The sequence below is a fragment of the Paraburkholderia sp. CNPSo 3274 genome (genome assembly GCF_024206475.1).
In the GTDB taxonomy this organism is placed as follows: domain Bacteria; phylum Pseudomonadota; class Gammaproteobacteria; order Burkholderiales; family Burkholderiaceae; genus Paraburkholderia.
On record NZ_JAMBPR010000044.1, the window covers coordinates 31231 to 56725 of the forward strand.

Genomic DNA, 25495 nt, shown 5'->3' on the forward strand with positions numbered 1-25495 from the left:
CTTTTCTTGATCCGTCATGCGCCAATTTCCTTTAAGGGCTGTTCTCGCAACGGCCCTTTGCATTTGCCTGCTTTCCGCATGCGACCAACATGTACCGGACGCTCAAGCAGCCACGGTCAAAGCACGTGCGCCTGATCTGGCAGCTATCGGCAAGGCAGCGTTCTTTGATCCGTCGCTGTCGGCTTCCGGCAAGCAGTCATGTGCCTCCTGCCACAGCCCTGAGAATGCCTATGGGCCGCCGAACGGTCTGGCAGTCCAGTTGGGTGGTCCAAACCTCGATCGAGCCGGACTGCGCTCGGCGCCGTCGCTGCGCTATCTGCGTGCTGTGCCTTACTGGACGTTCACGCAGGCAAATAGCCTGAAAGAGCGTCTCGAGGACGGAGATAATCAGCCCATCGGCGGATACACCTGGGATGGCCGCTACAACACCCCTGCGGATCAGGCTGCATTTCCCCTGCTCAATCCGGATGAAATGGCAAACAGCAGCGCGGATGACGTGGCGCAGAAGCTGAGCAAAAGCGCCTACGCACAGCAGTTCCGGGAAGCATTCGGTCAGGACATTTTCTCGCGACCGACGCAGGCGCTGGCGGACCTTGGAAAGGTATTGCAGGCATTCCAGTTCAACGATCCGTCGTTCGCGCCGTACTCCAGCAAGTTCGACCGAGTGCTCGACGGCAAGGATCATTTCACGCCACAGGAAGCGCACGGATTGGTGCTATTCAGCGACCCGGACAAGGGCAACTGTGCAAGCTGTCACCTGATCAACAAAGGCGCTCACGGCGCGCATCCGGCACTGACGGACTACAACTTTCAGACGCTGGGTGTGCCACGCAACATGGAAATTCCGGCCAACCGTGATCCGAATTTCTTCGACATGGGGTTATGTGGGCCGCTGCGTCAAGACGAGGCGAAGCAGCAGAAGTGGTTCTGCGGGATGTTCCGCACGCCCACGCTTCGCAACGTCGCCACGCGACGCGTCTTCTTTCACAATGGCATGTACCATACGCTTGAAGATTCGTTACGCTTCTATGTCGAGCGCGACACGAACCCGGAGAAGTGGTATTCGAAAGACGCGCACGGCCACGTCGTGAAGTTTGACGACCTGCCGAAGAATCTGCGCAGTAATGTGGATACCAAGACGGAGCCGCTGACGAATCACCTGGGCGGCAAACCGGTCTGGTCAGACTCGGATATCCGCGACGTGGTGGCGTTCCTGGATACCCTGACTGACGCGGACGCACAGACAGTGCCTCGCTAACATCGTGCAGAAAAAAGAAAAGCCCGGTCAGTTTTTGAACCGGGCACCAACGAAGCCGGCCGCCCCCGCGCCGACCAAGCTAACGAAGCGTTAAGCGCTGCGCGCCACGTAGCCGAGGAGGGCGCTAACGGCGTCGGCCTCGCGGCGTACGGCGCGCCCGTTCGGGCCCTCGGGCGTGGCGTCGAAGCCGCCCGTGGCGCCCAGCGCCGTGAGCACCCCGCAGAGCTTGCCGGTGTGATCGAAGAGCGGCGCCGAAACGGCGCTGATGCCCTTGAGATTCGTGTCGCGCACGCTCGCGCAGCGCGCCGCCTGCACGTCGCGCCGCAGCGTGCCGATCGGATCGCTCGCACTCAGTTGCGCGCGCAACGAAGCATCGGCGTGCGCCAGTTCTTCTTGCGCTTGCGCGAGCACGCGCGTGTCGTCGAGCAGGCCGAGAAACACGCGGCCCGTCGACGACCAAAGCAGCGACATCACCGAACCCACCCGCACGTTGACGGTCACGGGCAGCCCCGGCTCCTCGAAACGGATGATCGTGGGCCCCTTGTTGCCCATCACCGCGACGAACGACGTCACTTCGAGCGTCTCGCGCAGGCGCACGAGCGCGGGCTCCGCCATGCGCACCGGATCGGCCTGGCGCATGGCGGCCACGCCGATCATCATCGCCTCGGCGCCGAGCAGATACTGCTGGGTGGCGGTGTCCTGCGCGACGAGGCCTTCCTCGATCAGGCTCACCAGGTAGCGATGCACCTTCGCAGGACTCTCGCCCACGCACGCGGCGAGCCCCGAGAGACTCGCGCGGCCGCCCAGGCGCGCGAGACCCTTGAGCACAGCCATGCCCGTTTGCGCGGATTGCACGCGCTGGCGGCGCTCGCGCGGTGCGGCTACGGCCTCCGTCTCTCTGGCGACTTTGGGCGGCGTTGAGGCTTCGGCGACTTTGGCCGCGGGGCGACGGGGAGTGGTTTTCCTGCTTTCCATGCTGGGCGGGGACGCTGCGGAATCGATTGGGTTCACGCGGGATTTTAGGGCGCGTAGGCGCGGCACAGTGCCTGCCATGCTTGCACGTTAACCCCTATCTCGCAATTACGCAATGCGTACTAGAGTTACGCAAAACGTAACGCATGCAGGATGCAGGAGAGGCATATGAGCGAGACACCTTCCCAGTCGACGGGCCGCTGCCCGTTCCCCCACGCAGCGAATCAGACACCAGGCGCAACGCCGCGCTGCCCGGGCAGCGCCAATGCCGCGGCATTCGACCCCTTCAGCGACGGCTACCAGCAGGACCCGCCCGACTATGTGCGCTGGGCGCGCGAGCAGGAGCCCGTGTTCTATAGCCCGCAGCTTGGCTACTGGGTCGTCACGCGCTACGACGACATCAAGGCGATCTTTCGCGACAACCTCACGTTTTCACCCTCCATCGCGCTCGAAAAGATCACGCCCACCGGTCCCGAGGCGAACGCAGTGCTGGAGTCGTACGGCTACGCCATGAACCGCACGCTCGTGAACGAGGACGAGCCTGCCCACATGCCGCGCCGCCGCGCGCTGATGGAGCCGTTCACGCCCGAACATCTCAAGCACCACGAACCGATGGTGCGGCGCCTCACGCGCGAGTACGTGGACCGTTACATCGACGATGGCCGCGCCGACCTCGTGGACCAGATGCTCTGGGAAGTGCCGCTCACCGTGGCGCTTCATTTTCTGGGCGTGCCCGAGGAGGACATGGACCTGCTGCGCAAGTACTCGATTGCGCACACGGTCAACACGTGGGGCCGGCCGCGCCCCGAAGAGCAGGTCGAAGTCGCGCACGCGGTGGGCAACTTCTGGCAGTTCGCGGGCAAGGTGCTCGACAAGATGCGCCAGAACCCGGATGGCCCGGGCTGGATGCAATATGGCATTCGCAAGCAGAAGGCGCATCCGGAAGTCGTCACGGACTCCTATCTGCATTCGATGATGATGGCCGGCATCGTGGCCGCGCACGAGACCACGGCCAACGCCGCGGCGAACGCGATGAAGCTGCTGCTGCAGCACCCGCACGCGTGGCGCGAGATCTGCGAGGACCCGAGCCTCATTCCGAACGCGGTGGAGGAGTGCCTGCGCCACAACGGGTCGGTGGCGGCCTGGCGGCGCCTCGCGACGAAGGACGTGCAAATTGGCGGCATCGACATTCCGGCGGGTTCGAAGCTGCTCATCGTGACTTCCTCGGCGAATCACGACGAGCGCCATTTTGCCGATGCCGACCTGTTCGACATTCGCCGCGACAACGCGAGCGACCATGTCACGTTCGGCTATGGCTCGCACCAGTGCATGGGCAAGAACCTCGCGCGCATGGAGATGCAGATCTTCCTCGAAGAGTTCACGCGCCGCTTGCCTCACATGCGTCTGGCCGGGCAGACGTTCACGTATGTGCCCAACACGTCGTTCCGGGGTCCTGAGCATGTGTTCGTGGAATGGGACCCCGCGCGGAATCCGGAGCGCGTGAATCCGGCGCTGCTCGGCGCGCATGTGCCGGTGCGCATTGGCGAGCCTTCGGCGCACGCGCTTTCGCGGCCTGTGGTGGTCGAGCGTGTGGACGCCGTGGCCGACGGCATCGTCCGTTTGCGTCTCGTCGCGCCGAACGGCGGTGCGCTGCCGCGCTGGGCGCCGGGCGCGCATATCGACGTGGAGTGCGGCGACACCGGCATCTCACGCCAGTACTCGCTGTGCTCGGACCCCGCCGACACGGGCGCGTTCGAGATCGCCGTGCTGCGGGAAACGCAAAGCCGTGGCGGGTCGGCCTGGGTCCACGACACGTTGCGCGCAGGCATGCGCTTGAAAATTCGTGGCCCGCGCAATCACTTCCGGCTCGACGAAGAGGGGCGCCGCGCGATCTTCATTGCGGGCGGCATCGGCATCACGCCGGTGAGTGCCATGGCCCGGCGCGCGCGCGAGCTGGGCATCGACTACGAATTGCACTATAGCGGGCGCTCGCGCAAGACAATGGCGCTCGTCGAGGAACTCGCGCAGCTGCACGGCGAGCGCCTGCATCTGCACGTGTCGGAAGAAGGCACGCGTAACGATTTCGCGGCACTGCACGTCGACGAACACACGCGTGTCTACGCGTGCGGCCCCGCGCGCATGCTCGAAGCGCTCGAAGCCTGCAGCGAGGCGTGGCCCGAGGATGCGCTGCGCGTGGAGCATTTCGCCGCGACCGGCGGCAAGCTCGATCCCTCGCAGGAGCAGGCATTCGAAGTCGAGTTGAAGGACTCGGGGCTCGTGCTCAACGTGGGTGCGGACCAGACCGTGCTCGACGCGCTGCGCCGCGCGAACATCGACGTGCAAAGCGATTGCGAGGAAGGTTTGTGCGGCTCGTGCGAGGTGCGCGTGCTGGCGGGCGAGATCGACCACCGCGACGTGGTGCTCACGCGCGCCGAGCGGGACACGCAAACCCGCATGATGACCTGCTGCTCGCGCGCGAAAAGCGGGCGATTGATACTCGAACTCTAGTCGCCGCAGAGCGATCGAGATGACAAAACAATGATTGGAGACATTGCATGAATCAGGCGGTGGAGGTTACCGGCATCATCGACGAAAGCCGGTTCGGGCCGTATCAGCTACTCGTGGTCACGCTGTGCGCGCTGTGCCTCGTGATGGACGGCTTCGACGTCCAGGCGATGGGCTATGTAGCGCCGGTCGTGATCCGCGAGTGGGGAATCGCGAAGGAAACGCTCTCGCCGGTGTTCGGTGCGGGCCTCTTCGGCATGCTGGTGGGCTCGCTCACGTTCAGCACGCTCGCCGACAAGATCGGCCGCCGCCCGGTGCTGATCGGCGCGACGCTGTTCTTTTCCGCGTGCATGGTCGCGACGGGCTTCGCGCATTCGATCGCGGAACTGGTGGCCTGACGCTTCGTCGCGGGGCTGGGTCTTGGCTGCATCATGCCGAACGCGATGGCGCTCGCGGGCGAGTACAGCCCGCGCCGCATGCGCGTCACGCTCATGATGATCGTCTCGTGCGGCTTTACGCTGGGCGGCGTGGTGGGCGGCCTGATCACCGCGGCGCTGATTCCTGCGTTCGGGTGGCGCGCCGTGTTCTTCGTGGGCGGCGCAATTCCGCTCGTGCTCGGGGTGCTGATGTGGCTCGCGTTGCCCGAGTCGATCCAGTTCCTGCTGTTTCGCGGCCGTGGCGAGCACATTCAGGCGCGCGTGCGCCGCAATCTGTCCCGCGTGGCGCCTACGCTCGCGTTGCCGGCCGGCGTGCAGTTCACGACCGCGGAAACGCGCTCGCGCGGCGTGCCGTTCGTCGAGCTGTTCAAAGAAGGGCGCGCGCGGGTGACCGTGCTGCTGTGGGTCGTGAACTTCGCGAACCTGCTCGCCATGTATTTCCTCTCGAACTGGCTGCCGACCGTGATCCGCGACGCCGGCTATTCGACCCAGACCGCCGTGTTCGCCGGCACGGCGTTGTGGGGCGGCGGTGTGATCGGCACGCTGCTGCTCGGGCGCATCATCGACCGGGCGGGCTTCACGCGCGTGCTCGCCACGACGTTCCTGATCGCCATCGTCTCGACGGCCGCCATCGGCAATCCCGCCGTGATGGTCTCCGTGGCCGCGATGTTCGTGGCGATCTTCGTGACGGGCTTTACGATCATCGGCGGCCAGCCTGCGCTCAACGCGCTCGCCGCCACCTACTATCCGACCTCGCTGCGCTCGACCGGCATCGGCTGGAGCCTCGGCGTGGGGCGGATCGGCTCGGTCGTCGGTCCGGTGCTAGGCGGCGCGCTCCTGCACTTGCAGTGGTCGTCCTCGTCGCTCTTTCTCGCGGCTGCCGCGCCGGCCTGTGTCTCGCTAGCGGGCATCGTGGCGATTCATCGGGCGAATAGTGCCGCTAAGGGCACGATGGGAGGCGAGCGTGCGGCGGCGCAGATGGAGTGACTGGCGGCAGCGCCTGCGTATGGCCGCGCAGGCGCAGGCGAGGCGCCCGCACGGGCATGGCGGCTACGCCGCGTGGGCCGGCCCGGCGAGTTCGTGCGCGGATCGGGCCGCCGCTACCGCGCGCCGGCGCCTCGCACGCGTAACCCGCGAGGACTGAGCGCCAGGCGAACACGCGAGCGGATCGAGACGATAGTCATCCCGAAGCCCCGGCTATCGGGGTGAATTCCGACTTCTCGGCAGACGAATGCCGGCTTTATCGAAAACGAATTGTTGGCAGGCCGCGCCTGAACCACACTGATACCTGTCGCGATGCGGCGTGCCACGGCGCGCCGTACGCAGTCAAAGAGCAACGACGGGAGGTGAGAGTGGTGAGGCGAGCGGCGCGCAAGATCAGCGATATCGCGCGGCACTGGGCGGAGGCGTCGCCCGAGGCCGTGGCGATACGCGAAGAAGCAAAGGTGACGAGCTTCGGGCAGCTCTGGAGCGACGTTGGGCAAGCGCAGCGGTTTTTGCGCGAGCAGGGTGTGGACGTGGGCGACCGCGTGCTCATCGTGGCCGAAAACTGCTCGGCCGTGGTGACGCTGCTGTTCGCGCTTGCGGAAATCGGCGCGTGGCCGGCCGTGGTCAATGCGCGGCTCTCGGAGCGCGAGATCGAGACGATCCGCGCGCATTGCGGGCCGCGTCTCATGCTGTTTACGCACGGTGCTTCGCCAGACGCGCTGCGTCACGGTGTGCGCTATCGCGCGCGCGAAATCGCGCCCGCCGGACTCGGTCCGCTGATGATGGCCGCGCCCGATCTCAACGCCGTGCGTGAGGCCGAAGCGCTCGCGCACGAGGTCGCGGTGCTCATCTACACGTCGGGCACGACGGGCCAGCCCAAGGGCGTGATGGCCACGCATCGCGGCCTGCTGCATTTCGCGCATGTATCGGCGACATCGCGCGACATGACACAGGCGGACTGCGCGTACGCGGTCATGCCGATGTCGCATATCTTCGGCCTCGCCACGCTGTTGCTCGCCACCTTCGAGGCGGGCGCGAGCCTGCATCTCGCTGCGCGCTTTTCGGCGGAGGAGGTCGTGAAAGCGCTCGGCGCCTCCGAGATCTCCATCCTTCAGGGCGTGCCGACGCTCTTCACGCGCATCGTCGCCTATGTGCGCGAGCACGGCGGCACGGTGCATGCGCCGCGTCTGCGCTACCTCTATACGGGCGGCGGTCCGCTCGATCCCACGCTCAAGCAGCAAGTCGAAACGCTCTTCGGCATGCCGCTGCATCACGGCTACGGCATGACCGAGTACGCGGGCTCGCTCTTCATCACACGTATGGACCGGCCGCGCAAGGACGTATCCTCGGGCGAGATCGTGGAGGGCGCCGAGTTGCGCGTGGTCGGGCCCGACGGCCGCGATGTGCCGCGCGGCGAAGCGGGCGAGTTGTGGGTGCGCGGTCCCGGCGTCATGCACGGCTACTATCGCGAGCCGGGCCTGACCGCTGAAGTGCTCGATGCAGAAGGCTGGCTCAAGACCGGCGACCTCGGCCGGCTGGACGCGGACGGCGCGCTCTTCATCGTGGGCCGCTCGAAAGATCTCATCATCCGTTCGGGCTTCAACGTGTATCCCATCGAGGTCGAGTCGGTCATCAACACCTACGAGGCGGTGCGCCAGAGCGCCGTGGTGGGGCGGCGCGACGCCGAAGGCAACGAGGAAGTCGTGGCTTTCGTGGAAGCGAAGGAGGGCGCGACGATCGACGCAGCCGATCTCGCCCACTACTTGAGCGAGCGGCTCTCGGCTTACAAGCGCCCCTCGGAGATCGTGACGATCGACATGATTCCGACGACGGCCAGCGGCAAGCTGCAAAAACAGCCGCTGCGCGAAATGGCCAAACGCGCCGTGCATGCTCGCTGAGCATTCCTGATTTTCCTTTCCATAGGGGCGGCGGCGTGCCGCCCGATCAACGATTGCAGGGCATACACCATGATTCGCGACCAGGAAACGATGAACGTTCTGCTCGACAACGTCGCGCGCTTCGTGCGCGAGCGTCTCGTGCCGAACGAAGAGCGCGTGGCCGAAACCGATGAAATTCCGGCCGACATCGTCGACGACATGAAGGCCATGGGTCTCTTCGGCCTGACCATACCGGAGCAGTACGGCGGGCTCGATCTCACGATGGAAGAAGAGGTGCTCGTGATGTTCGAGCTGGGCAAGGCCTCGCCGGCGTTTCGCTCGATCATCGGCACGACGGTGGGCATTGGCTCGCAGGGCATCGTGATCGACGGCACCGAAGAGCAAAAGGCGACGTGGCTGCCGAAGCTTGCGAGCGGCGAGATCATCGCGAGCTTTGCGCTCACGGAGCCGGGCGCGGGCTCGGACGCCGCCTCGATCAAGACGCGCGCCGAGCGGCGCGGCGACCATTATGTGGTGAACGGCACCAAGCGCTTCATCACGAATGCGCCGCAGGCCGGCATGTTCACGCTGATGGCGCGCACCCATCCCGACGAGCCGCGCGCGGGCGGCATCACCTCGTTCATCGTCGACGCGAAAACGCCGGGTATCAGCTTCGGCAAGCGCGACAAGAAGATGGGGCAGCGCGGCGCGCATACCTGCGACGTCATCTTCGAGGACGTGAAGGTGCCCGCGGAGAACATCATCGGCGGTAAAGAAGGCGTGGGGTTCAAGACCGCGATGAAGGTGCTCGACAAGGGGCGCATCCATATCGCGGCGATCTGCGTGGGCGTGGCGCAGCGCATGCTCGACGACGCGCTGCGCTACGCGATGGAGCGCGAGCAGTTCGGCGAGAAGATCGCCGAGTTCCAGCTCGTGCAAGCCATGCTAGCCGATAGTCAGACCGAACTCTACGCGGCGCGCTGCATGGTGCTCGACGCGGCGCGGCGCCGCGACGCTGGCCAGAACGTCAGCACGGAGGCCGCGTGTGCGAAGCTGTTCGCATCGGAGATGTGCGGGCGGGTGGCAGACCGCGCGGTGCAGATTTTCGGCGGCGCGGGCTATATGTCCGACTATGGCATCGAGCGTTTCTACCGCGATGTGCGCATTTTCCGCATCTACGAAGGCACGAGCCAGATCCAGCAGATCGTCATTGCGCGCAACATGATTCGCGCGGCCGGCGGACGGTAAACGATCGGGGCGGCGCGCAGCACGCGCGCCGCGTCATGGGTTTTATTCGAGGCGGCCGATGCCGTCGGCCACCAGCAGATCGACGAGCTTGCGCGCGAAAAGCGGCAATGCGTCGCGGTCGGCTATGCAGATCTGCAGTTTGCGCACGGCCCACTCGTCGGTGAGCGGCACGATCTTGAGCGACATGGTCTGCGCGTGGCGGCGCGCCGTGCCCTCGGGCAGCACGCCAATGCCGATATTCGCCTCGATCATGCGGCACGCGGCTTCGAAATTGCCGATCTGGATGCGCCAGCGTATCGTGCGCTGCAAATCCGACGAGGCGCGCTTGAGAAACGAGAAAATCGCGCTTTCGTCGGGCGGCCCGATGAAGTCGTAGCCAAGCGTATCGGCAAACGCCATTTCGCTCGCTTGCGCAAGCGGGTGGCTGAGTGCGGTGACGAGCACGAGCCGGTCGCGCCGGTAGGGCAGCACCTGCAGTCCCTCGGTGCGTACATTGCCGGCCACGATGCCGATATCGATCGTGCCGTCCTGCACGGCGCGTACGATATCGGGCGAAAGGCGCTCGTGAATGTCCACGTACACGTCGGGATGATTGATGAGGTAAGTGCGCAGCACGGCAGGCAGGAACTCGCTCATCGCCGTGGTGTTCGCAAACACGCGCACGTGGCCCTTCACACCCTGCGAGTATTCCTGCAGGTCTCCCGTGAGTTGCTCGAGCTGCTTGAGCACGCGGCGCGCGTGCGCGAGCAGCGTCTCGCCAGGGCCCGTCAGCGTGACCCCCTGGCTCGTGCGGCTCAAGAGCTTCACGCCCACCTGTTCTTCGAGATTCTTGATACGCGTGCTCGCCGCGGGCAGCGACAGGTGCGCACGTTCCGCGCCGCGCGTGAGGCTGCTCGCCTCGGCCACGTGGGTGAAGAGCTTCAGGTCGACGAGATCGAAATGCATGGGTTGACTTGCCGTGACTCCAATGTCTGTCAGCTCGTTTGTTCGAGGGATGCGTGAAACATAGGGGACGAGCAGACTCTGAGCATTATTGCGCCGCAGCGCAATGCACGCCATTAGCGATAGTACGGGTTAATCCTGGCCGAAACAGGCGTTCGGCATATCCAAATTGTGCAGCCGTAGCCGATGCGTCAAGCTGCAACACGAACGGCACAGCCTGCCGCATAACGAATCCAATCGAATGAATGCCCGGCGCAATGCCGGCTGGAGGAGCGAAAACGATGACGACTCAACGAATGCTGGACGGTAAGGTCGTGGTGGTGACGGGATCGGGCGGGGGCATTGGCCGCGATATCGCGCTCATGATGGCGCGCCACGGCGCGAAAGTCGTGGTGAACGACGTGGGCGCCTCGCTCACTGGCGAGGGACATAACGACGGCCCCGCGCAGGCTGTTGTGAACGAGATCAAGTCTTTCGACGGTCAGGCTACTGCGAATACCGACAGCGTGGCCTACGCTGCAGGCGCCGCCCGCATCGTGCAGAACGCGCTGGACGTGTTCGGCCGGATCGATTGCGTGGTGAATAACGCGGGTATTCTGCGCGACCGCTTCTTCCACAAGATGAGCGAAGAAGAGTGGGACGCCGTGCTGAAGGTCCACCTCTACGGCTCGTACTATGTCTCGCGCGCCGCTGCCGACCACTTCAAGGAGCAGCGTAGCGGGGCGTTCGTGCATATGACGTCCACGTCCGGGCTGATCGGCAATCTTGCACAGGCCAACTACAGCGCGGCGAAGCTCGGCATCGCGGGTCTTTCGAAATCCATCGCGCTCGATCTGGAAAAATTCGGTGTCCGTTCGAACTGCATCGCGCCGTTCGCCTGGAGCCGCATGATCAACTCGATCAAGATCGATTCGCCGGAACAGGAAGCGCGCGTCGCCAAGATCAAGCAGATGACGCCCGCGAAGATCGCACCGCTCGCCGTCTACCTCGCCAGTGAGCAGGCCGCCGACGTGACAGGCCAGATTTTCGCGGTCCGCAACAACGAAATTTTCCTGATGAGCCAGCCGCGCCCCGTGCGTTCGGTGCATCGCGGCGAGGGCTGGACGCCGGAGACGATTGCCGAGCATGCCATGCCTGCGCTGCGCAAGTCGTTCCATACGCTCGATGTTTCCGCCGATGTCTTCAACTGGGACCCCGTCTGATGACGCGCGGCCCGCGCGCGGCGCGCATCGTTGACGCCGCGCAGCTCGATTTCGCCGAATACGTGCGCCCGGGCGACACGCTCGCGTGGGGCCAGTGTGGAGCCGAGCCGTGCACGCTCACCGCGCTGCTGATGTCGCAACGCAAGGCGATGGGCGGGCGCTTTCGCGTGTTCGTGGGCGCGTCGTGGTCCGACACGCTCGAGCCCGCGTATGCCGACTGCGTGGACTTCATGGCCTATGGCGCGTCGGGTACGAACCGGCGGCTCGAACGCGAGGGCGTGCTCGATATCCTCCCGTGTCACTACTCGCAGTTTCGCAGCGCGTTGACCAGCGGTCCGAATCGCATCGACGTGTTGCTTCTGCAAGTTGCCCCCGCGGATAAGGCGGGCCGCTATAGCCTCTCGATCGCCCATGAGTATCTGGTGCCGCTGATCGACAGCGCGCGCGTGGTCATTGCGGAGGTGAGTGCGGCGGCGCCCTGGACCTACGGCGAACGCATGCTGCGCGCCGATGACTTCGACGCGCTGATCCACACCGACCGCGCGCCGCTGGAAGCGCCGGCCACGCAGGCCGGCGACATCGAGCGGCGTATCGCACAGCACGCCGCATCGCTGATCGAAGACGGCTCGACGATCCAGTTCGGGCTAGGCGCGCTGCCCGAGGCCATCGTCGCGCAGTTGCGCGACCGGCGCGACCTTGGCGTGCATAGCGGGACCATCGGCGACGCCGTGGTCGATCTGATCGAAGCCGGTGTGGTGACGAATGCCCGCAAGTCGCGCGATCGCGGCGTGAGCGTGGCCGGCACGATGATGGGCACGCGCAAGGTCTACGCGCATGCGCACCGCAATGCGCAGATTCAGTTTCGCGGCACGGCCTACACGCACGACATCGACGTGCTCGGCAGCCTCGATCGCTTCGTGGCGATCAACTCGGCACTCGAAGTCGATTTGACGGGCCAGGTCAATGCGGAGGCCGCCGGTGGCCGCTATGTGGGCGCGGTGGGCGGGGCGCTCGATTTCATGCGCGGCGCGGCGCGCTCGCACGGGGGCGTCGCGATCGTCGCGCTCGCCTCCAGCACGCGGCACGGCAGCCGCATCGTGGCGCGTCTTTCGGGGCCGGTCAGCACGCCGCGCAGCGACGCGGCGGTGATCGTCACCGAGCACGGCGTGGCGGACCTGCGAGGGCTTACGCTCGCGCAGCGTACCGAGCGCATGCTCGCCGTCGCGCCGCCGCAGTGGCGCGAACAACTGGCCGCGCAACACCATGAGCGGCGGGATGCGATAGCGGTTTGACGGAACGCAGGCGCATGGCGCGGCGAACAACAACCAGACAACATGCAAAGGAATCCGAAATGAGAAGAGCAGCGATAGTCGCGCCGGTACGCACGCCGGTCGGCACGTTCGGCGGCAGTCTGCGCCCTGTTTCCGTCGAGACGCTCGCGGCCACGGTGCTGCGCGAAACCATCGCGCGCAGCGGCGTGGACCCGGTGCGCATCGAAGACGTGGTCTTCGCGCAATCGTATGCGAACAGCGAAACGCCTTGCATCGGCCGCTGGGCCGCTCTCGAAGCGGGGCTGCCCGTGCAGGTGCCCGGCATGCAGCTCGATCGCCGTTGCGGCGGCGGGCTGCAGGCGGTCGTGACCGCCGCGATGATGGTGCAGAGCGGCGCGGCGGACGTGGTCGTGGCCGGTGGCGTGGAAAGCATGAGCAATATCGAGTACTACACGACCGACATGCGTTGGGGCGCTCGCGCGGGCTCAGTGAAGATGCATGATCGCCTCGAGCGTGGCCGCGAACGCTCGCAGCCCGAAGCACGCTTCGGCTATATCTCCGGAATGATCGAAACGGCGGAGAACCTCGCGAAGGAATACGGCATCACGCGTGAGGAAGCGGACGCTTACGCTGTGCGCAGCCACCAGCGCGCGGCGGCGGCATGGGAGTCGGGCCGTTTCGCCGAGGAGGTGGTGGCGGTTTCGGTTCCGCAACGCAAGGGCGACCCGGTGCTGTTCGCGCGTGACGAGGGCGTGCGCGCCGACGCGAGCGAGGCGTCGCTCGCGAAGCTCAAGCCGCTCATGAAAGGCGGCACGGTGACCGCGGGCAACGCGAGCCAGCAGAACGACGCCGCGGCTGCGTGCCTGATCGTCGCCGAAGATCAGCTCGACAAACTGGGCCTTACGCCGCTTGGCTACCTGACCGGCTGGGCCGCCGCGGGATGCGAGCCTGCGACGATGGGCATTGGCCCGGTGCCGGCAGTGCAAAAGCTGCTGCAAAAGACCGGGCTCACCTTCGACCAACTCGATCTCGTCGAACTGAACGAGGCTTTCGCGTGCCAGGTGCTCGCCGTGCTCAAGGGTTGGGGCTGGCACGACGAATCGCGGCTGAACGTGAACGGCTCGGGCATTTCGCTCGGTCACCCGATCGGCGCGACCGGCGTGCGCATGCTCACGACCTTGCTTCACGAACTGCAGCGCCGCAAGGGCCGCTATGGCCTCGAAACGATGTGTGTAGGCGGCGGGCAGGGTATCGCGGCTATTTTCGAGCGAGCGGCTTGAGTACGAACGCTTCGCACCCGTACTGGCCATAAATAGGAGGAGACGATGCTCGATGCACTCAACGCGCAGCTCTCGCGGCTGCAAACGCACCCGTTCTATGAGGGACGTCTGCCGCGTAGCGTCGCGAGCGCCGCGGAGTTCGCCGAGCGCGTGCCGCTCATGACGCGCGCCGAACTGGTGGCCGAGATGAATCGCCCGGGCTACGGCGCGTTCGCGCCTGCCGTGCCGCCGGTTCGCGTGCACCTCACGCCGATGGGCGCTTCGCTCGTGCCGATCCTGCAGAGCGCGGGCGATCTGCGTGCGATGGAAGCCGCGTGCAGCCAGCATCTCGACGCGTGCGGCATCGGTCCCGGCGACGTGTGCATGGTGACGTTCGGCTATCACCTCTTCGTTGCGGGGCTTTTCTATCAGACCCAGATGGAAGCCCGCGGCGTGGCGTGCATACCGCATGGTCCCGGCGAGACCGAGCGCGCCGCGCGCGTTGCGCAGCAATGCGGCGTGACGGTGCTGGCCGGCAATCCGTCGCACGCGCTCAAGCTCATCGAAGCGGGGTGCCCCGTGCCGCGTGTGTTCTTCGCGGGCGGCGAGGCGTTCACGGGCAATGCCGCGCTTTACGCACGCGTGCGCGAAGCGATGCCGGGCACGTTGCTGATCGACAGTTACTCGCTTTCCGAATGCCTGCCCGTGGCGCGTACATTCCCCGGTGGTACGGGTGTGCATGTGTTCGATGAACTTCTCTATGCCGAAGTCGTCGACCCGGACACCGGCATGCCGGTTGCCGAGGGCGAACGCGGCGAACTCGTGCTCACCCATCTGCAGAAGGAACTGCAGCCGCTCGTGCGTTATCGCACCGGTGACCTTACCGTACTCGAGCGCACCGCGCCCGTGCATGGGCGCACGGTGTCGTTGCCGCGTGTGGTGTTCGGTCGCGCCGATTCGATGGTGAAGATCAAGGGGGTGAAGGTTTATCCATCCGAGTTGAAGACGGTGCTGCTGGGCGTAGAGGGCGCGACGGGTGGGTATCGGCTCGTGGTCGGCACAAAGGCTCATGGCGGCGACCATCTCACGCTGCAGGTGGAAGGGGAGGTGCAGGGCGGCGCGATCGAGACCATAGCGGAGCGCTTCAAGCGCCAGACGCTGATACACGCGGACGCCATCGAGACGGTCGCGAAACTCGAAGGCGCAGCCCTCGTAGAAGATCAACGGAGAGAGACGACATGAATGCAAGCGCAACGCATACCCCAACCCCGTGGCGCCTCGTCGTAGGCGGCCACAGCTACGCGGACTTTTCGATTTCGGTGTCGCCGGCCGTCGAGCGCGCGGTGGCCGAGAATCTCGCGCCGCCCACGGTCTATCTGAACGTCTTCAACGAAGACAGCATCACCGTAGGCGTGAACGAAGATCCGAACCAGGTGCTCGACCTGCCGTTCTGCCGCGACAACAACGTGCTAGCGCGGCGGCGCGTGAGCGGCGGCGGCGCGATCTACGCAGGGCGCGGTTCGGCATTTCTCGCGTTCTATCTGCCGATCGGTCTGCCCGGCGTGCCGCAAACGGCGGCGCAGGCGTTTCCCACGATACTCGGCCACGTCGCCGAAGCGCTGCGCGATGTGTTCGGCCTGCAGGCCGCCTACCGACCGCTGAACGACGTCGAGATCGACGGACGCAAGCTCGTGGCCACGTCACTCAAGATCGAAGGCGGGGTGCTGACGTTCCGCATTCTGCTGAACGTGAAGGCGATCGACACGGCGATCGCGGCGCGCGCCATGCCCATGGCGCCCGAGAAGGTCAAGGACAAGAAGCACAAGGATCTCGGCTCGCGCTACACGTACCTGGAGCAGGAACTCGGCCGCAAGGTGAACGCCGATGAGTTGACTGCCTGGGTCACGGCCTGCGTTCGCCGCGCGTTCGGCGAAATGGCGCTCGAGTCCGGCGCACTGGGCAGCGAAGAACTCGTTTTCGCCCAGCAATACGAGCGCGAACTGCACGAGGAAAGGTGGTTCCATGAAAAAAGCGAGGCCACGCGCTACAGCCCGGTCACCCTGACGGGCGACCGTATCGTGCGCGGACGCGAAAAGGCGCCGGCCGGGCTGATCTGGTTGAGCCTGCTCGTGCGTGACGGCACGGTGGTCAAAGCGATCGTCAATGGCGACTGGCACCCGCGTCCGCTGGCTTCGGTCGCCTGGCTCGAAGACGGCTTCAGCGGACTCTGCGCCACACGCGAGGCGTGTGCGGCGCATATCGAGGCATTTCTCGCACGTCCCGACGTGGAGTTCGCCGGCGTCGAGCCTGTGCATCTCATCACGGCGCTCGACAAGGCGCTCGCTGAACTCGCAAGCGCCGGGGTGAGCGCATGAGTGAAAAGACGTTGCTGGTTGAACTGGACGCGGGCGTCGCGACGCTTACGTTCAATCGTCCGGAGGCGAAGAACGCGCTCAACGGCGAGATGCGGGTGGAATTGCTCGAAGCCGTGCAGCGCGTACGCGCCGACCGCGGCGTGCGTGCGGTCATTTTGCGCGGCGCGGGCAATGACTTCTGCTCGGGCGGCGATGTGCGCGGCATGAACGTGACGAGCGCCGAAGCGGGACGCGATCGTATCGACGACTTGCACGGCTGGGTGAGCATGCTGATCGACCTCGACCGCCCGGTGATCGCGGCCGTGGATGGGGTGTGCTACGGCGCGGGCTTCAGCTTCGCCCTCGCCGCCGATTTCGTGATTGCCAGCACGCGGGCGCGCTTTTGCATGCCATTTATGAAAGTCGGTCTCGTGCCCGATTGCGGGGCGTTCTATACGCTGCCGCGCGTGGTGGGACTCGCGCGCGCCAAGGATCTCGTCTTTACGGCGCGCGAAATACGCGCCGCAGAAGCGAAGGAGATCGGCGCGGTGCTCGAAGTCGTCGAGCCGGAACAGGTCCATGCGCGCGCCGCGCAGGTCGCGGCCAGTCTCGCGGCTGCGTCGCCCATTGCGTTCGGTCTGGCCAAGCGCGCGTTGAATCAGTCGCTTGGCAGCGACCTGCGCGCGATGCTCGAAATCGAGTCGGCGGCGCAGGGCATTGCCTTCACGACCGAATTTCATCGCGAAGCCGTGAAGCGCTTTCGCGAGAAAGCCGATCCGGTCTTCAAGTGGCACACCGCCGAGGCCTGAACTTTCATTGAACGCACCGCCATGACGATCGACTATCACACCCTGCGCAACTGGCCGTTCAAGGACGTCGAGCAGACCTATACCGCGCGCGACGCCATGCTCTACAGCCTCGCCGTGGGATACGGCGCAAATCCCGTTGATTCGGACGACCTGGCATTCGTCTACGAAAAAGAGTTGCGCGTGCCGCCGACGCTTGCCGTCGTGCTCGGTTTTCCCGGCTTCTGGGCGCGCGACCCGCGCTCGGGCATCGACTGGGTGCGGCTATTGCACGGCGAGCAGAGCCTCGTGATGCACAAGCCGTTGCCGCCGGCCGCGACTGTGATCGGCCGCTCGCGCATTACGCGCGTGGTCGACAAAGGCGCAGGCAAGGGCGCGCTGCTCGAAATCCAGCGTAGCATTACGGACAAGGCAAGCGGCGAGCTGTATGCCACCGTTACGCAGCTCACGTTCTGCCGTGGTGACGGCGGCTTCAGCGTGAACAACGGGTTGAGCGATGAAGCGCCTGCGCCGCCGCCGCCGATGCCCGAGCGCGCGTCCGATCATCATTGCGATCTGCCTACGCGCCCGGAAACGGCGCTGATTTATCGCCTGTGCGGTGACGACAACGCGTTGCATGCCGACCCGCAGGTCGCGCGCGCGGCGGGTTTCGAGCGGCCTATCCTGCACGGGCTTGCCACGTGGGGCGTGGCCGCGCATGCCGTGCTCAAGACGCTGTGCGCAAGCGACCCGCAACGCCTGGCGGCCTTTCACGCGCGCTTTACCGCGCCTGTTTATCCGGGCGAAACGATCCGCACCGAGATGTGGCGAGACGGCAGCGAGGCGAGTTTTCGCGCGCGCGTGCTGGAACGCGACGTGCTCGTGCTCAACCATGGCCGCGCGCAATTGCGTTGAACGCTATTCTGTATAACGAAGGAATCAAGACTATGGCTCGTCAACCGAAACCGCTCGTGCGCTCCGATATCGCGTACAGCACGCCCGATCGTATCGTCGTGCGCGGCAAAAGCCTGCCCGACGAAGTGCTCGGCCACATGAATCTCGGCGACTTCGCGTTTCTGCAACTCACGGGCAAGACGGCCACGCCGCAGCAGTCCGCGATGTTCAACGCCATCGTCATCACGCTCGTCGAGCACGGCATGACGCCGAGCGCCATCGCCGCGCGCATGACGTACGCGGGCGCGCCCGAGTCGCTGCAGGCGGCCGTCGCAGCGGGGCTATGCGGGCTTGGCTCTGTGTTCGTCGGCAGCATGGAAGGCGCATGCCGCATGCTATCCGAAACGCTTCCTTATGACGGCCACTGCGACGACCTGGAGAAACTCGCAGTCGATACCGTCGCCGCATGGCGCGCGCGCGGCACGCCGATTCCGGGGCTCGGTCACCCGCTGCACAAGCCCATCGATCCCCGCACGCCGCGCCTTTTTGAACTGGCCGCGCAAAACGGCATGTCGGGGCGCTATGTGAAGCTGATGCAACTCATTGGCGCAGAGGCGGAGCGTGCATCGGGCAAAGCACTGCCGATCAATGCTACGGGGGCAATTGGCGCGATCTGCTGCGAATTCGGCTTCCCGTGGCGCATCGTGCGCGGCTTCGGCGTGATGGCGCGCGCGATTGGACTGGTGGGTCATCTGCTCGAAGAAGGCGAGCGCCCCATGTCGTTCGAGTTGTGGCAGCGTGTGGAGGACGAAGCCTCCGCCCATCTGCGCGGCGAAGCGTGAGGCGCTCGCGCGGTCCCGGTTGAAAGCTGTGTGCAAGTATCGCGCAGCAATGGTCGGGGGATTAACGAAAGCGAAAGGGCTGATTCGGCAAAGGCAACTTCGCGAAGCGGCGCGAGCCGTTCATAGTATGGCCAACAGTCTCGCTACGGAGAAACGCCATGCCGGAATCGCAAACGCCAACGCTCAGTGCGTGGCTCGACAAGACCGAAACGCTCACCGACGACATCACCGCGTTCCCGCTGCGCGCGCTTGCGGCCACACTCGACCGCGAAGCACCCGATAGCGCCGTGCCGCCGCTGTGGCACTGGCTCTATTTTCTGCCTGTCTCGCCGCTCGCGGAAGCGGGCCCTGATGGACATCCGAAACGCGGCGGCTTCCTGCCGCCGGTCGAACTGCCGCGCCGCATGTGGGCGGGCGGCCGCCTGACCTTTCACGCGCCGCTGCGCGCGGGCAGCGAGGCCGCGCGCACTTCCACCATCGCGAACATCGAGGACAAGACCGGCCGCAGCGGCCGCCTCGTGTTCGTGACCGTGCAGCATCGCTACGAGAGCGGCGGGGCGCTGTGCATCGAGGAAGAGCACGACATCGTCTATCGCGACGCGCCGCAGCCCGGTGCGAGCGCACCCAAACCGGTCGTCGCTCCTCAAGGCGAGACATGGTCGCGAACGCTCACCGCCAGCGCGCTCATGCTGTTCCGCTATTCGGCGCTGACCTTCAACGGTCATCGCATTCACTACGACTTCCCGTACGTCACGCAAGAAGAGGGCTATCCGGGCCTCGTCGTGCACGGCCCGCTCATCGCCACACTGCTGCTCGACCTCGTGCACCGTGAGCGGCCCGACGCCACGATCGCGACGTTTGCGTTTCGCGCGGTGCGGCCCACGTTCGCGGGCGACGCGTTCACGCTGTGCGGCAAGCTCGCCGACGACGCGCGCTCGGTCGAACTCTGGGCGAAAGACCACGACGGCTATCTGACGATGCAGGCCACCGCCACGCTGGCCTGAGCGGCAACACGACTATTCAAAGCGAATTCATATCGATCATGCAAACCACGCAACAAGATTCGTTTCAGGACATCCGCGAAGCCGTGCGCGATCTGTGCCAGCAGTTTTCTGGTGAATATTTCCGCAAGATCGACGAGGCGCGCGGCTATCCCGAGGAATTCGTCGATGCGCTCACGAAAGCCGGCTGGCTCGCTGCGTTGATTCCACAGGAGTACGGCGGATCGGGTCTGGGCCTGACCGAGGCCTCGGTCATCATGGAAGAGATCAACCGCTCGGGCGGCAACTCCGGCGTGTGCCACGGCCAGATGTACAACATGGGCACGCTGCTGCGCCACGGTTCGGCAGAGCAAAAGCGCAAGTACCTGCCGAAGATCGCGAGCGGCGAACTGCGCCTGCAATCGATGGGCGTGACGGAGCCCACCACGGGCACCGATACCACGAAGATCAAGACTACGGCGGTGCGCAAGGGCGACCGCTACGTGATCAACGGGCAAAAGGTGTGGATCTCGCGCGTGCAGCATTCGGACCTCATGATCCTGCTTGCGCGCACTACGCCGCTTGCCGACGTGAAGAAGAAGTCTGAAGGCATGTCGATTTTCGTGGTGGACTTGCGCGAGGCGATCGGCAACGGCCTCACCGTGCAGCCGATTCTCAACATGGTCAATCACGAGACCAACGAACTCTTCTTCGATAACCTCGAAATTCCGGCGGAAAACCTGATCGGCGAGGAGGGGATGGGCTTCAAGTACATTCTCGACGGCCTGAACGCCGAGCGCACGCTCATTGCGGCCGAATGTATCGGCGACGGCTACTGGTTCATCGACAAAGTCAGCGCTTACGCAAAGGAGCGCATCGTGTTCGGGCGGCCGATCGGCCAGAACCAGGGCGTGCAGTTTCCCATCGCGCGCGCGTTCGTCAACGTCGAAGCCGCGAGCCTGATGCGTTTCGAGGCCGCGCGCCGCTTCGACGCGCACGAGGCCTGCGGCGCGCAGGCCAACATGGCGAAGCTGCTCGCCGCCGACGCTTCGTGGGAAGCCGCGAATGCATGCCTGCAATTCCACGGCGGTTTTGGGTTCGCCTGCGAGTACGATGTGGAGCGCAAGTTCCGCGAGACGCGCCTCTACCAGGTCGCGCCGATCTCGACCAACCTGATCCTCTCGTACGTGGCGGAGCATGTGCTCGGCCTGCCGCGTTCGTTCTGACCGGAGGCGCGCGCCATGAGACCACTCGACGGTATCAAGGTCGTCACGCTCGAACACGCGATCGCAGCGCCCTTCTGCACGCGCCAGCTTGCCGATCTCGGCGCGCGCGTCATCAAGATCGAGCGGCCGGGCGTCGGGGACTTCGCTCGCGGCTATGACGAGCGGGTGCATGGACTCGCATCGCACTTCGTGTGGACGAACCGCTCGAAGGAAAGCCTCTCGCTCGACGTCAAGCACAAAGAGGCCGCGCCGATCCTGGACGCGCTGCTCGCCGACGCCGACGTGCTCGTGCAGAATCTCGCGCCAGGCGCTGCTGCGCGACTCGGGCTCGGTTATGAGGCGCTCAGCGAGCGCTATCCGAAGCTGATCGTGTGCGACATCTCCGGTTACGGCGACGACGGTCCTTACCGCGAGCGCAAGGCATACGATCTGCTGATCCAGAGCGAATCGGGCTTCCTCTCCATCACGGGGTCGCCCGGCGAGCCTGCGAAGGCGGGTTGCTCGATCGCCGACATCGCCGCGGGCATGTATGCCTACTCGAACATCCTGAGCGCGTTGCTGATGCGCGGTCGCACTGGACGCGGTTGCCGCATCGACGTTTCGATGCTGGAGAGCATGGTGGAGTGGATGGGCTATCCGCTCTACTACGCGATCGACGGGCAATCGCCGCCGCCGCTCGCGGGCGCCTCGCACGCGACGATCTACCCTTATGGGCCGTTTCCAGCGGGCGACGGCAAGTCGGTGATGCTCGGCCTGCAGAACGATCGCGAATGGAAGCTCTTTTGCGAGCACGTGCTGCTGCAGCCCGAACTGGCCACCGATGAGCGCTTTGCCGCGAACTCCCAGCGTTCCGCGTGCCGTGCGCAATTGCGCGAACTGATCGTCGAGGCGTTTTCGAAGCTGAGCGCGGCTCAGGTCATCGAACGGCTCGACCGCGCCGGCATTGCCAATGCCCAGATGAACACGATGGCCGATGTGTGGGCGCATCCGCAACTGCAGGCGCGCGAGCGCTGGCGCGAGGTGCAGACGTTGGCGGGGACCGTTCCGGCGCTATTGCCACCAGGCGCGCCTTCCGCATTCGATGCGCGCATGGATGCAGTGCCGGCACTCGGTCAACATACCGAATCAATATTGCGTGAGCTTGGCTTTGACGCGACGCGCATCGGTGCGCTGCGCGAAGCCGGAGCCATCTGATCGCGCCTGGCGCCTCGCAATCTGACTTCACTGAACTACGCTGCCATGACAGATCATCCCAGCCGCGCACTTGCGGCCTTCGCCTCGCAACTGCGCTTCGATTCGATCCCGACTCACGTGGTCGAGCGCACCGTCAATCTCTACGTGGACTGGTTCGGCTCCGCGCTGGGCGGCAAGGGCGCGCGCCCGGTCGAAACGATCGCGCGCTTTGCTCGCGCCGCGCGCGGCGCGCCCGAGGCGCAAGGCCCGTGCGACGTCATCATCGACCGCACTCGCACCACGGCGTATTTCGCCGCCATGACCAACGGCGCCGCTTCGCATTTCGTCGAGCAGGACGACGTGCACAACGGTTCGGTGCTGCATCCGGCCACCGTCGTGTTTCCGGTGACGCTGGCGCTCGCGCAGGCGCTGGGCGCCTCAGGGCACGAGTTCATCGCGGCCTCGGTGGCGGGCTACGAAGTGGGCATCCGCGTAGGCGAATTCATGGGACGTTCGCACTACAAGATATTTCACACGACCGGCACCGTGGGCACGATCGCGGCTGCAGCCGCGGCGGGCCGTCTGCTCAAGCTCACGCCCGAGCAGATGCTCGACGCGTTCGGATCGGCGGGCACGCAGGCGAGCGGTTTGTGGGAATTCCTGCGCGACGCGGCCGACTCGAAGCAACTGCACACGGCCATGGCGGCCGCGAACGGCATGGTGGCCGCCCAACTCGCGGCGGACGGTTTTCGCGGTGCGCAGCGCATTCTCGAAGGCGCACAGGGCATGGCGGCGGGCATGTCGAGCGACGCCGATCCCGCGAGGCTGGTCGATCGCCTGGGCGAGCGTTGGGCCACGGTCGAAACGTCGTTCAAGTATCACGCAGCGTGCCGTCACACGCATCCGGCCGCCGACGCGCTGCTCTCCGTGATCGAAACGCACCGTCTGAATCCCGACGATATCGCCAGCGTGACGGCGCATGTGCATCAAGGCGCCATCGACGTGCTCGGCAGCGTGGTCGTGCCGAGCACCGTTCACCAGGCGAAATTCAACATGGGGACCGTGCTCGGCCTGGTCGCATACCGCGGCTATGCGGGAGTGAACGAGTTCGAGCGCGACTACGCGGCGGGCGATATCGCCGCGTTTCGCGACCGCGTGACGATGGCGCTGGACGCGGAAGTGGATCGCGCGTATCCGGCCCGCTGGATCGGCAAGGTGACCGTCATGACGCGCGACGGCCGCACGCTGCAAGGCCGCGTGGATGAACCGAAGGGCGATCCGGGCAATACGCTCTCGCGCGAGGAGATCGGAGCGAAGTTCGTGCGCCTCGCGGCATTTTCGGGCGCAGCGAGCGAAAGCGATGCGCAGCATCTGCTCGACGCGGCGTGGGGGATTGCCGAGGCGCGGCGCGTAAGCACGCTGTTCGGCGAAGGGGCGAGTGTATGAGCGCTGCGCTTTCCCGCTCGTATCTCTTCGTGCCGGGCAACCGGCCCGAGCGCTTCGAGAAGGCGCGCGGCGCAGGGGCGGATGCCGTGATCGTCGATCTGGAGGATGCGGTTGCGCCGGCGCACAAGGGCGCGGCGCGCGACGCTGTGCTTGCGGCGCTGGACGCTGCGCGTCCTGTGTGGGTGCGCGTGAACGGCACCGACACGCCCTGGTTCGCCGATGACGCCGCCGCACTCGCGGGACATGCGGGCGTGGCGGGCATCATGTTGCCGAAGGCGGAAAGCGCGGAGCAGGTCGCGGCGGTGCGTTCAGGCGCGCACGGCGCGCTACACGTGTTGCCGATCGTGGAAACCGCGCGCGGTATCGCGGGCCTGAATGCGCTGTGCGGCGCGCAAGGCGTGCTGCGTGTGGCGTTCGGCACGCTCGACTTTCAGGTGGATATGGGCATCGACGGCGAGGGCGAGGAACTCGACGCGTTTCGTTCGCAGATCGTGCTGGCCTCGCGGCTTGCGGGCATTGCGGCGCCCGTGGACGGCGTTTCGACCGGATTCGACGATGCCGATGTGCTCGAGCGCGAGGCGCGGCGCGGGCGGCGATTCGGCTACGGCGGCAAGCTTTGCATTCATCCGAAGCAGATCGAGCCCGTGCATCGCGCGTACGCATGGACCGAGACCGAGCGCGCATGGGCGCAACGCGTGCTCGATGCGGTGCAGGCGAGTGGCGGGGCCGCGGTGGCGCTCGACGGCAAGATGGTCGACATGCCGGTGATCCTCAAGGCGCGGCGGATTTTGGGTGTGTAACCACAAATGCAGTTGTGGTTGCTGCGGTTAGAGTCGATAAAAAAGGCGCCTTAGTTTTCACCAAGGCGCCTTTAGTTTTTGCTGCAAGCCAGGGGACGGTATTAGCCGATTGCGCCAGCGAGTTCGGGTACGGCCGTGAACAGGTCGCCCACGAGGCCGTAGTCGGCCACGCTGAAGATCGGTGCTTCCTCGTCCTTGTTGATTGCGACGATGACCTTCGAGTCCTTCATGCCAGCGAGGTGCTGGATTGCGCCGGAGATCCCCACTGCAACGTACAGTTGCGGCGCGACGATCTTGCCAGTCTGACCGACCTGATAGTCGTTCGGCACGTAGCCTGCGTCCACTGCTGCGCGCGACGCGCCGAGCGCAGCGTTGAGCTTGTCCGCGAGCGGCTCCAGAACCTTGGTGTAGTTTTCGCCGCTACCAAGACCGCGGCCACCCGAAACGATGATCTTAGCGCTCGTGAGTTCCGGCCGGTCGAGCTTCGTGACTTCGCGGCTTACGAATTGTGAAAGTCCACTGTCTGCTGCGGCTTCGATCTTTTCGATCGGTGCGTTACCGCCGACGGCCGCGACTGCATCGAACCCCGTCGTGCGGACAGTGATGACCTTGATCGCATCTTGAGATTGCACCGTCGCGATCGCATTGCCCGCGTAGATCGGACGCTCGAACGTGTCCGCGCTGCGCACAGCGGTGATGTCGCTGATCTGGGCAACGTCCAGCTTCGCGGCGATGCGCGGCGTGACATTCTTGCCCGCTGCCGTTGCGGGCGCAAGGATGTGCGAGTAGTTCCTTGCGATATTGAGGATCGTCGCTTCGACGTTTTCCGCGAGACCTTGCTCGAGTTGTGGCGCGTCGGCGAGCAGTACCTTCGCAACGCCTGCGATCTTCGCTGCTGCATCCGCTGCAGCTTGCGCGTTGTAGCCTGCGATCAGCACATGCACGTCGCCGCCAATCTTCTGCGCTGCTGCAACCGTGTTCAACGTCGCGGCCTTCACGGTCGCGTTGTCGTGTTCGGCTATGACCAGATTCACCAG

Annotated in this window: 20 protein-coding genes and 1 pseudogene; 18 read left to right on the top strand and 3 right to left on the bottom strand. The window is 65.4% G+C overall.

The genetic code is table 11. From position 1 onward, the window contains the following. Positions 1-16: 16 nt before the first annotated feature. Positions 17-1258 (top strand): cytochrome-c peroxidase, encoded by a 1242-nt coding sequence (locus M3I54_RS27020; protein ID WP_254341656.1) that lies wholly within the window; start codon positions 17-19, stop codon positions 1256-1258. Positions 1259-1348: 90 nt separating this feature from the next. Here the strand turns inward: M3I54_RS27020 and M3I54_RS27025 are convergent, their stop codons facing one another. Next, on the bottom strand, positions 1349-2233 hold the full coding sequence (locus M3I54_RS27025) for an IclR family transcriptional regulator (RefSeq protein ID WP_254341658.1): 885 nt from the start codon (positions 2231-2233) through the stop codon (positions 1349-1351). Between the two features lie 165 nt (positions 2234-2398). Between M3I54_RS27025 and M3I54_RS27030 the strand changes: the two genes are divergently transcribed. The 4 genes and pseudogenes from M3I54_RS27030 to M3I54_RS27045 all read left to right on the top strand — a co-directional run bounded on the left by M3I54_RS27030 (position 2399) and on the right by M3I54_RS27045 (position 9284). Next, on the top strand, positions 2399-4738 hold the full coding sequence (locus M3I54_RS27030) for a cytochrome P450/oxidoreductase (protein WP_254341660.1): 2340 nt from the start codon (positions 2399-2401) through the stop codon (positions 4736-4738). A 47-nt stretch (positions 4739-4785) separates the two neighbouring features. After that, a pseudogene (locus M3I54_RS27035) lies at positions 4786-6159 on the top strand (MFS transporter). Positions 6160-6524: 365 nt separating this feature from the next. Continuing rightward, the gene (locus M3I54_RS27040; RefSeq protein ID WP_254341662.1) at positions 6525-8057 is read left to right on the top strand and encodes a class I adenylate-forming enzyme family protein; all 1533 of its coding nucleotides are present in this window, start codon (positions 6525-6527) and stop codon (positions 8055-8057) included. A 69-nt stretch (positions 8058-8126) separates the two neighbouring features. Beyond that, complete coding sequence (locus M3I54_RS27045) at positions 8127-9284, top strand: acyl-CoA dehydrogenase family protein (protein WP_254341664.1); 1158 nt, start codon at positions 8127-8129, stop codon at positions 9282-9284. 42 nt (positions 9285-9326) lie between these two features. On the opposite strand, the gene M3I54_RS27050 is transcribed toward M3I54_RS27045, so the two are convergent. Then, entirely contained in the window at positions 9327-10229 is a 903-nt protein-coding gene (locus tag M3I54_RS27050) for a LysR substrate-binding domain-containing protein (RefSeq protein WP_254341666.1), read from the bottom strand. A gap of 293 nt (positions 10230-10522) precedes the next feature. On the opposite strand from M3I54_RS27050, the gene M3I54_RS27055 reads away from it, so the two are divergent. The 13 genes from M3I54_RS27055 to M3I54_RS27115 all read left to right on the top strand — a co-directional run bounded on the left by M3I54_RS27055 (position 10523) and on the right by M3I54_RS27115 (position 24458). Continuing rightward, positions 10523-11428 (top strand): SDR family NAD(P)-dependent oxidoreductase, encoded by a 906-nt coding sequence (locus tag M3I54_RS27055; protein ID WP_254341713.1) that lies wholly within the window; start codon positions 10523-10525, stop codon positions 11426-11428. Beyond that, a complete protein-coding gene (locus M3I54_RS27060; protein ID WP_254341668.1) occupies positions 11428-12720 on the top strand; it encodes an acetyl-CoA hydrolase/transferase family protein in 1293 nt (430 codons plus the stop codon). The genes M3I54_RS27055 and M3I54_RS27060 overlap by 1 nt, the downstream gene beginning before the upstream one ends. Positions 12721-12779: 59 nt before the next feature. Then, positions 12780-13979 carry an acetyl-CoA C-acetyltransferase gene (locus tag M3I54_RS27065; protein WP_254341670.1) on the top strand — a complete coding sequence of 400 codons (1200 nt, stop codon included), beginning with the start codon at positions 12780-12782 and terminating at the stop codon, positions 13977-13979. 45 nt (positions 13980-14024) lie between these two features. After that, positions 14025-15200 carry a phenylacetate--CoA ligase family protein gene (locus M3I54_RS27070; RefSeq protein WP_254341672.1) on the top strand — a complete coding sequence of 392 codons (1176 nt, stop codon included), beginning with the start codon at positions 14025-14027 and terminating at the stop codon, positions 15198-15200. Further along, on the top strand, positions 15197-16333 hold the full coding sequence (locus M3I54_RS27075; protein WP_254341674.1) for a hypothetical protein: 1137 nt from the start codon (positions 15197-15199) through the stop codon (positions 16331-16333). The genes M3I54_RS27070 and M3I54_RS27075 overlap by 4 nt, the downstream gene beginning before the upstream one ends. Beyond that, positions 16330-17121: an enoyl-CoA hydratase/isomerase family protein gene (locus M3I54_RS27080; protein ID WP_254341675.1), complete on the top strand. Its 792-nt coding sequence runs from the start codon at positions 16330-16332 to the stop codon at positions 17119-17121. Before M3I54_RS27075 ends, M3I54_RS27080 begins: the two co-directional genes overlap by 4 nt. Before the next feature lie 21 nt (positions 17122-17142). Beyond that, a complete protein-coding gene (locus tag M3I54_RS27085; protein ID WP_254341677.1) occupies positions 17143-18012 on the top strand; it encodes a MaoC/PaaZ C-terminal domain-containing protein in 870 nt (289 codons plus the stop codon). Positions 18013-18044: 32 nt separating this feature from the next. Beyond that, positions 18045-18833, top strand: a complete 789-nt coding sequence (locus M3I54_RS27090; RefSeq protein ID WP_254341679.1) for a citryl-CoA lyase — start codon at positions 18045-18047, stop codon at positions 18831-18833. A 158-nt stretch (positions 18834-18991) separates the two neighbouring features. Continuing rightward, positions 18992-19837: a MaoC family dehydratase N-terminal domain-containing protein gene (locus tag M3I54_RS27095; protein WP_254341681.1), complete on the top strand. Its 846-nt coding sequence runs from the start codon at positions 18992-18994 to the stop codon at positions 19835-19837. 38 nt (positions 19838-19875) lie between these two features. Next, positions 19876-21039, top strand: a complete 1164-nt coding sequence (locus M3I54_RS27100) for an acyl-CoA dehydrogenase family protein (protein ID WP_028208315.1) — start codon at positions 19876-19878, stop codon at positions 21037-21039. A gap of 15 nt (positions 21040-21054) precedes the next feature. Next, on the top strand, positions 21055-22233 hold the full coding sequence (locus tag M3I54_RS27105; RefSeq protein WP_254341683.1) for a CaiB/BaiF CoA-transferase family protein: 1179 nt from the start codon (positions 21055-21057) through the stop codon (positions 22231-22233). A 45-nt stretch (positions 22234-22278) separates the two neighbouring features. Then, positions 22279-23658, top strand: a complete 1380-nt coding sequence (locus M3I54_RS27110; RefSeq protein ID WP_254341685.1) for an MmgE/PrpD family protein — start codon at positions 22279-22281, stop codon at positions 23656-23658. Further along, positions 23655-24458 (top strand): CoA ester lyase, encoded by an 804-nt coding sequence (locus M3I54_RS27115; RefSeq protein ID WP_254341686.1) that lies wholly within the window; start codon positions 23655-23657, stop codon positions 24456-24458. The genes M3I54_RS27110 and M3I54_RS27115 overlap by 4 nt, the downstream gene beginning before the upstream one ends. 101 nt (positions 24459-24559) lie before the next feature. Here M3I54_RS27115 and M3I54_RS27120 read toward each other — a convergent pair whose 3' ends face one another. Then, positions 24560-25495, bottom strand: a complete 936-nt coding sequence (locus M3I54_RS27120; protein ID WP_254341715.1) for an electron transfer flavoprotein subunit alpha/FixB family protein — start codon at positions 25493-25495, stop codon at positions 24560-24562.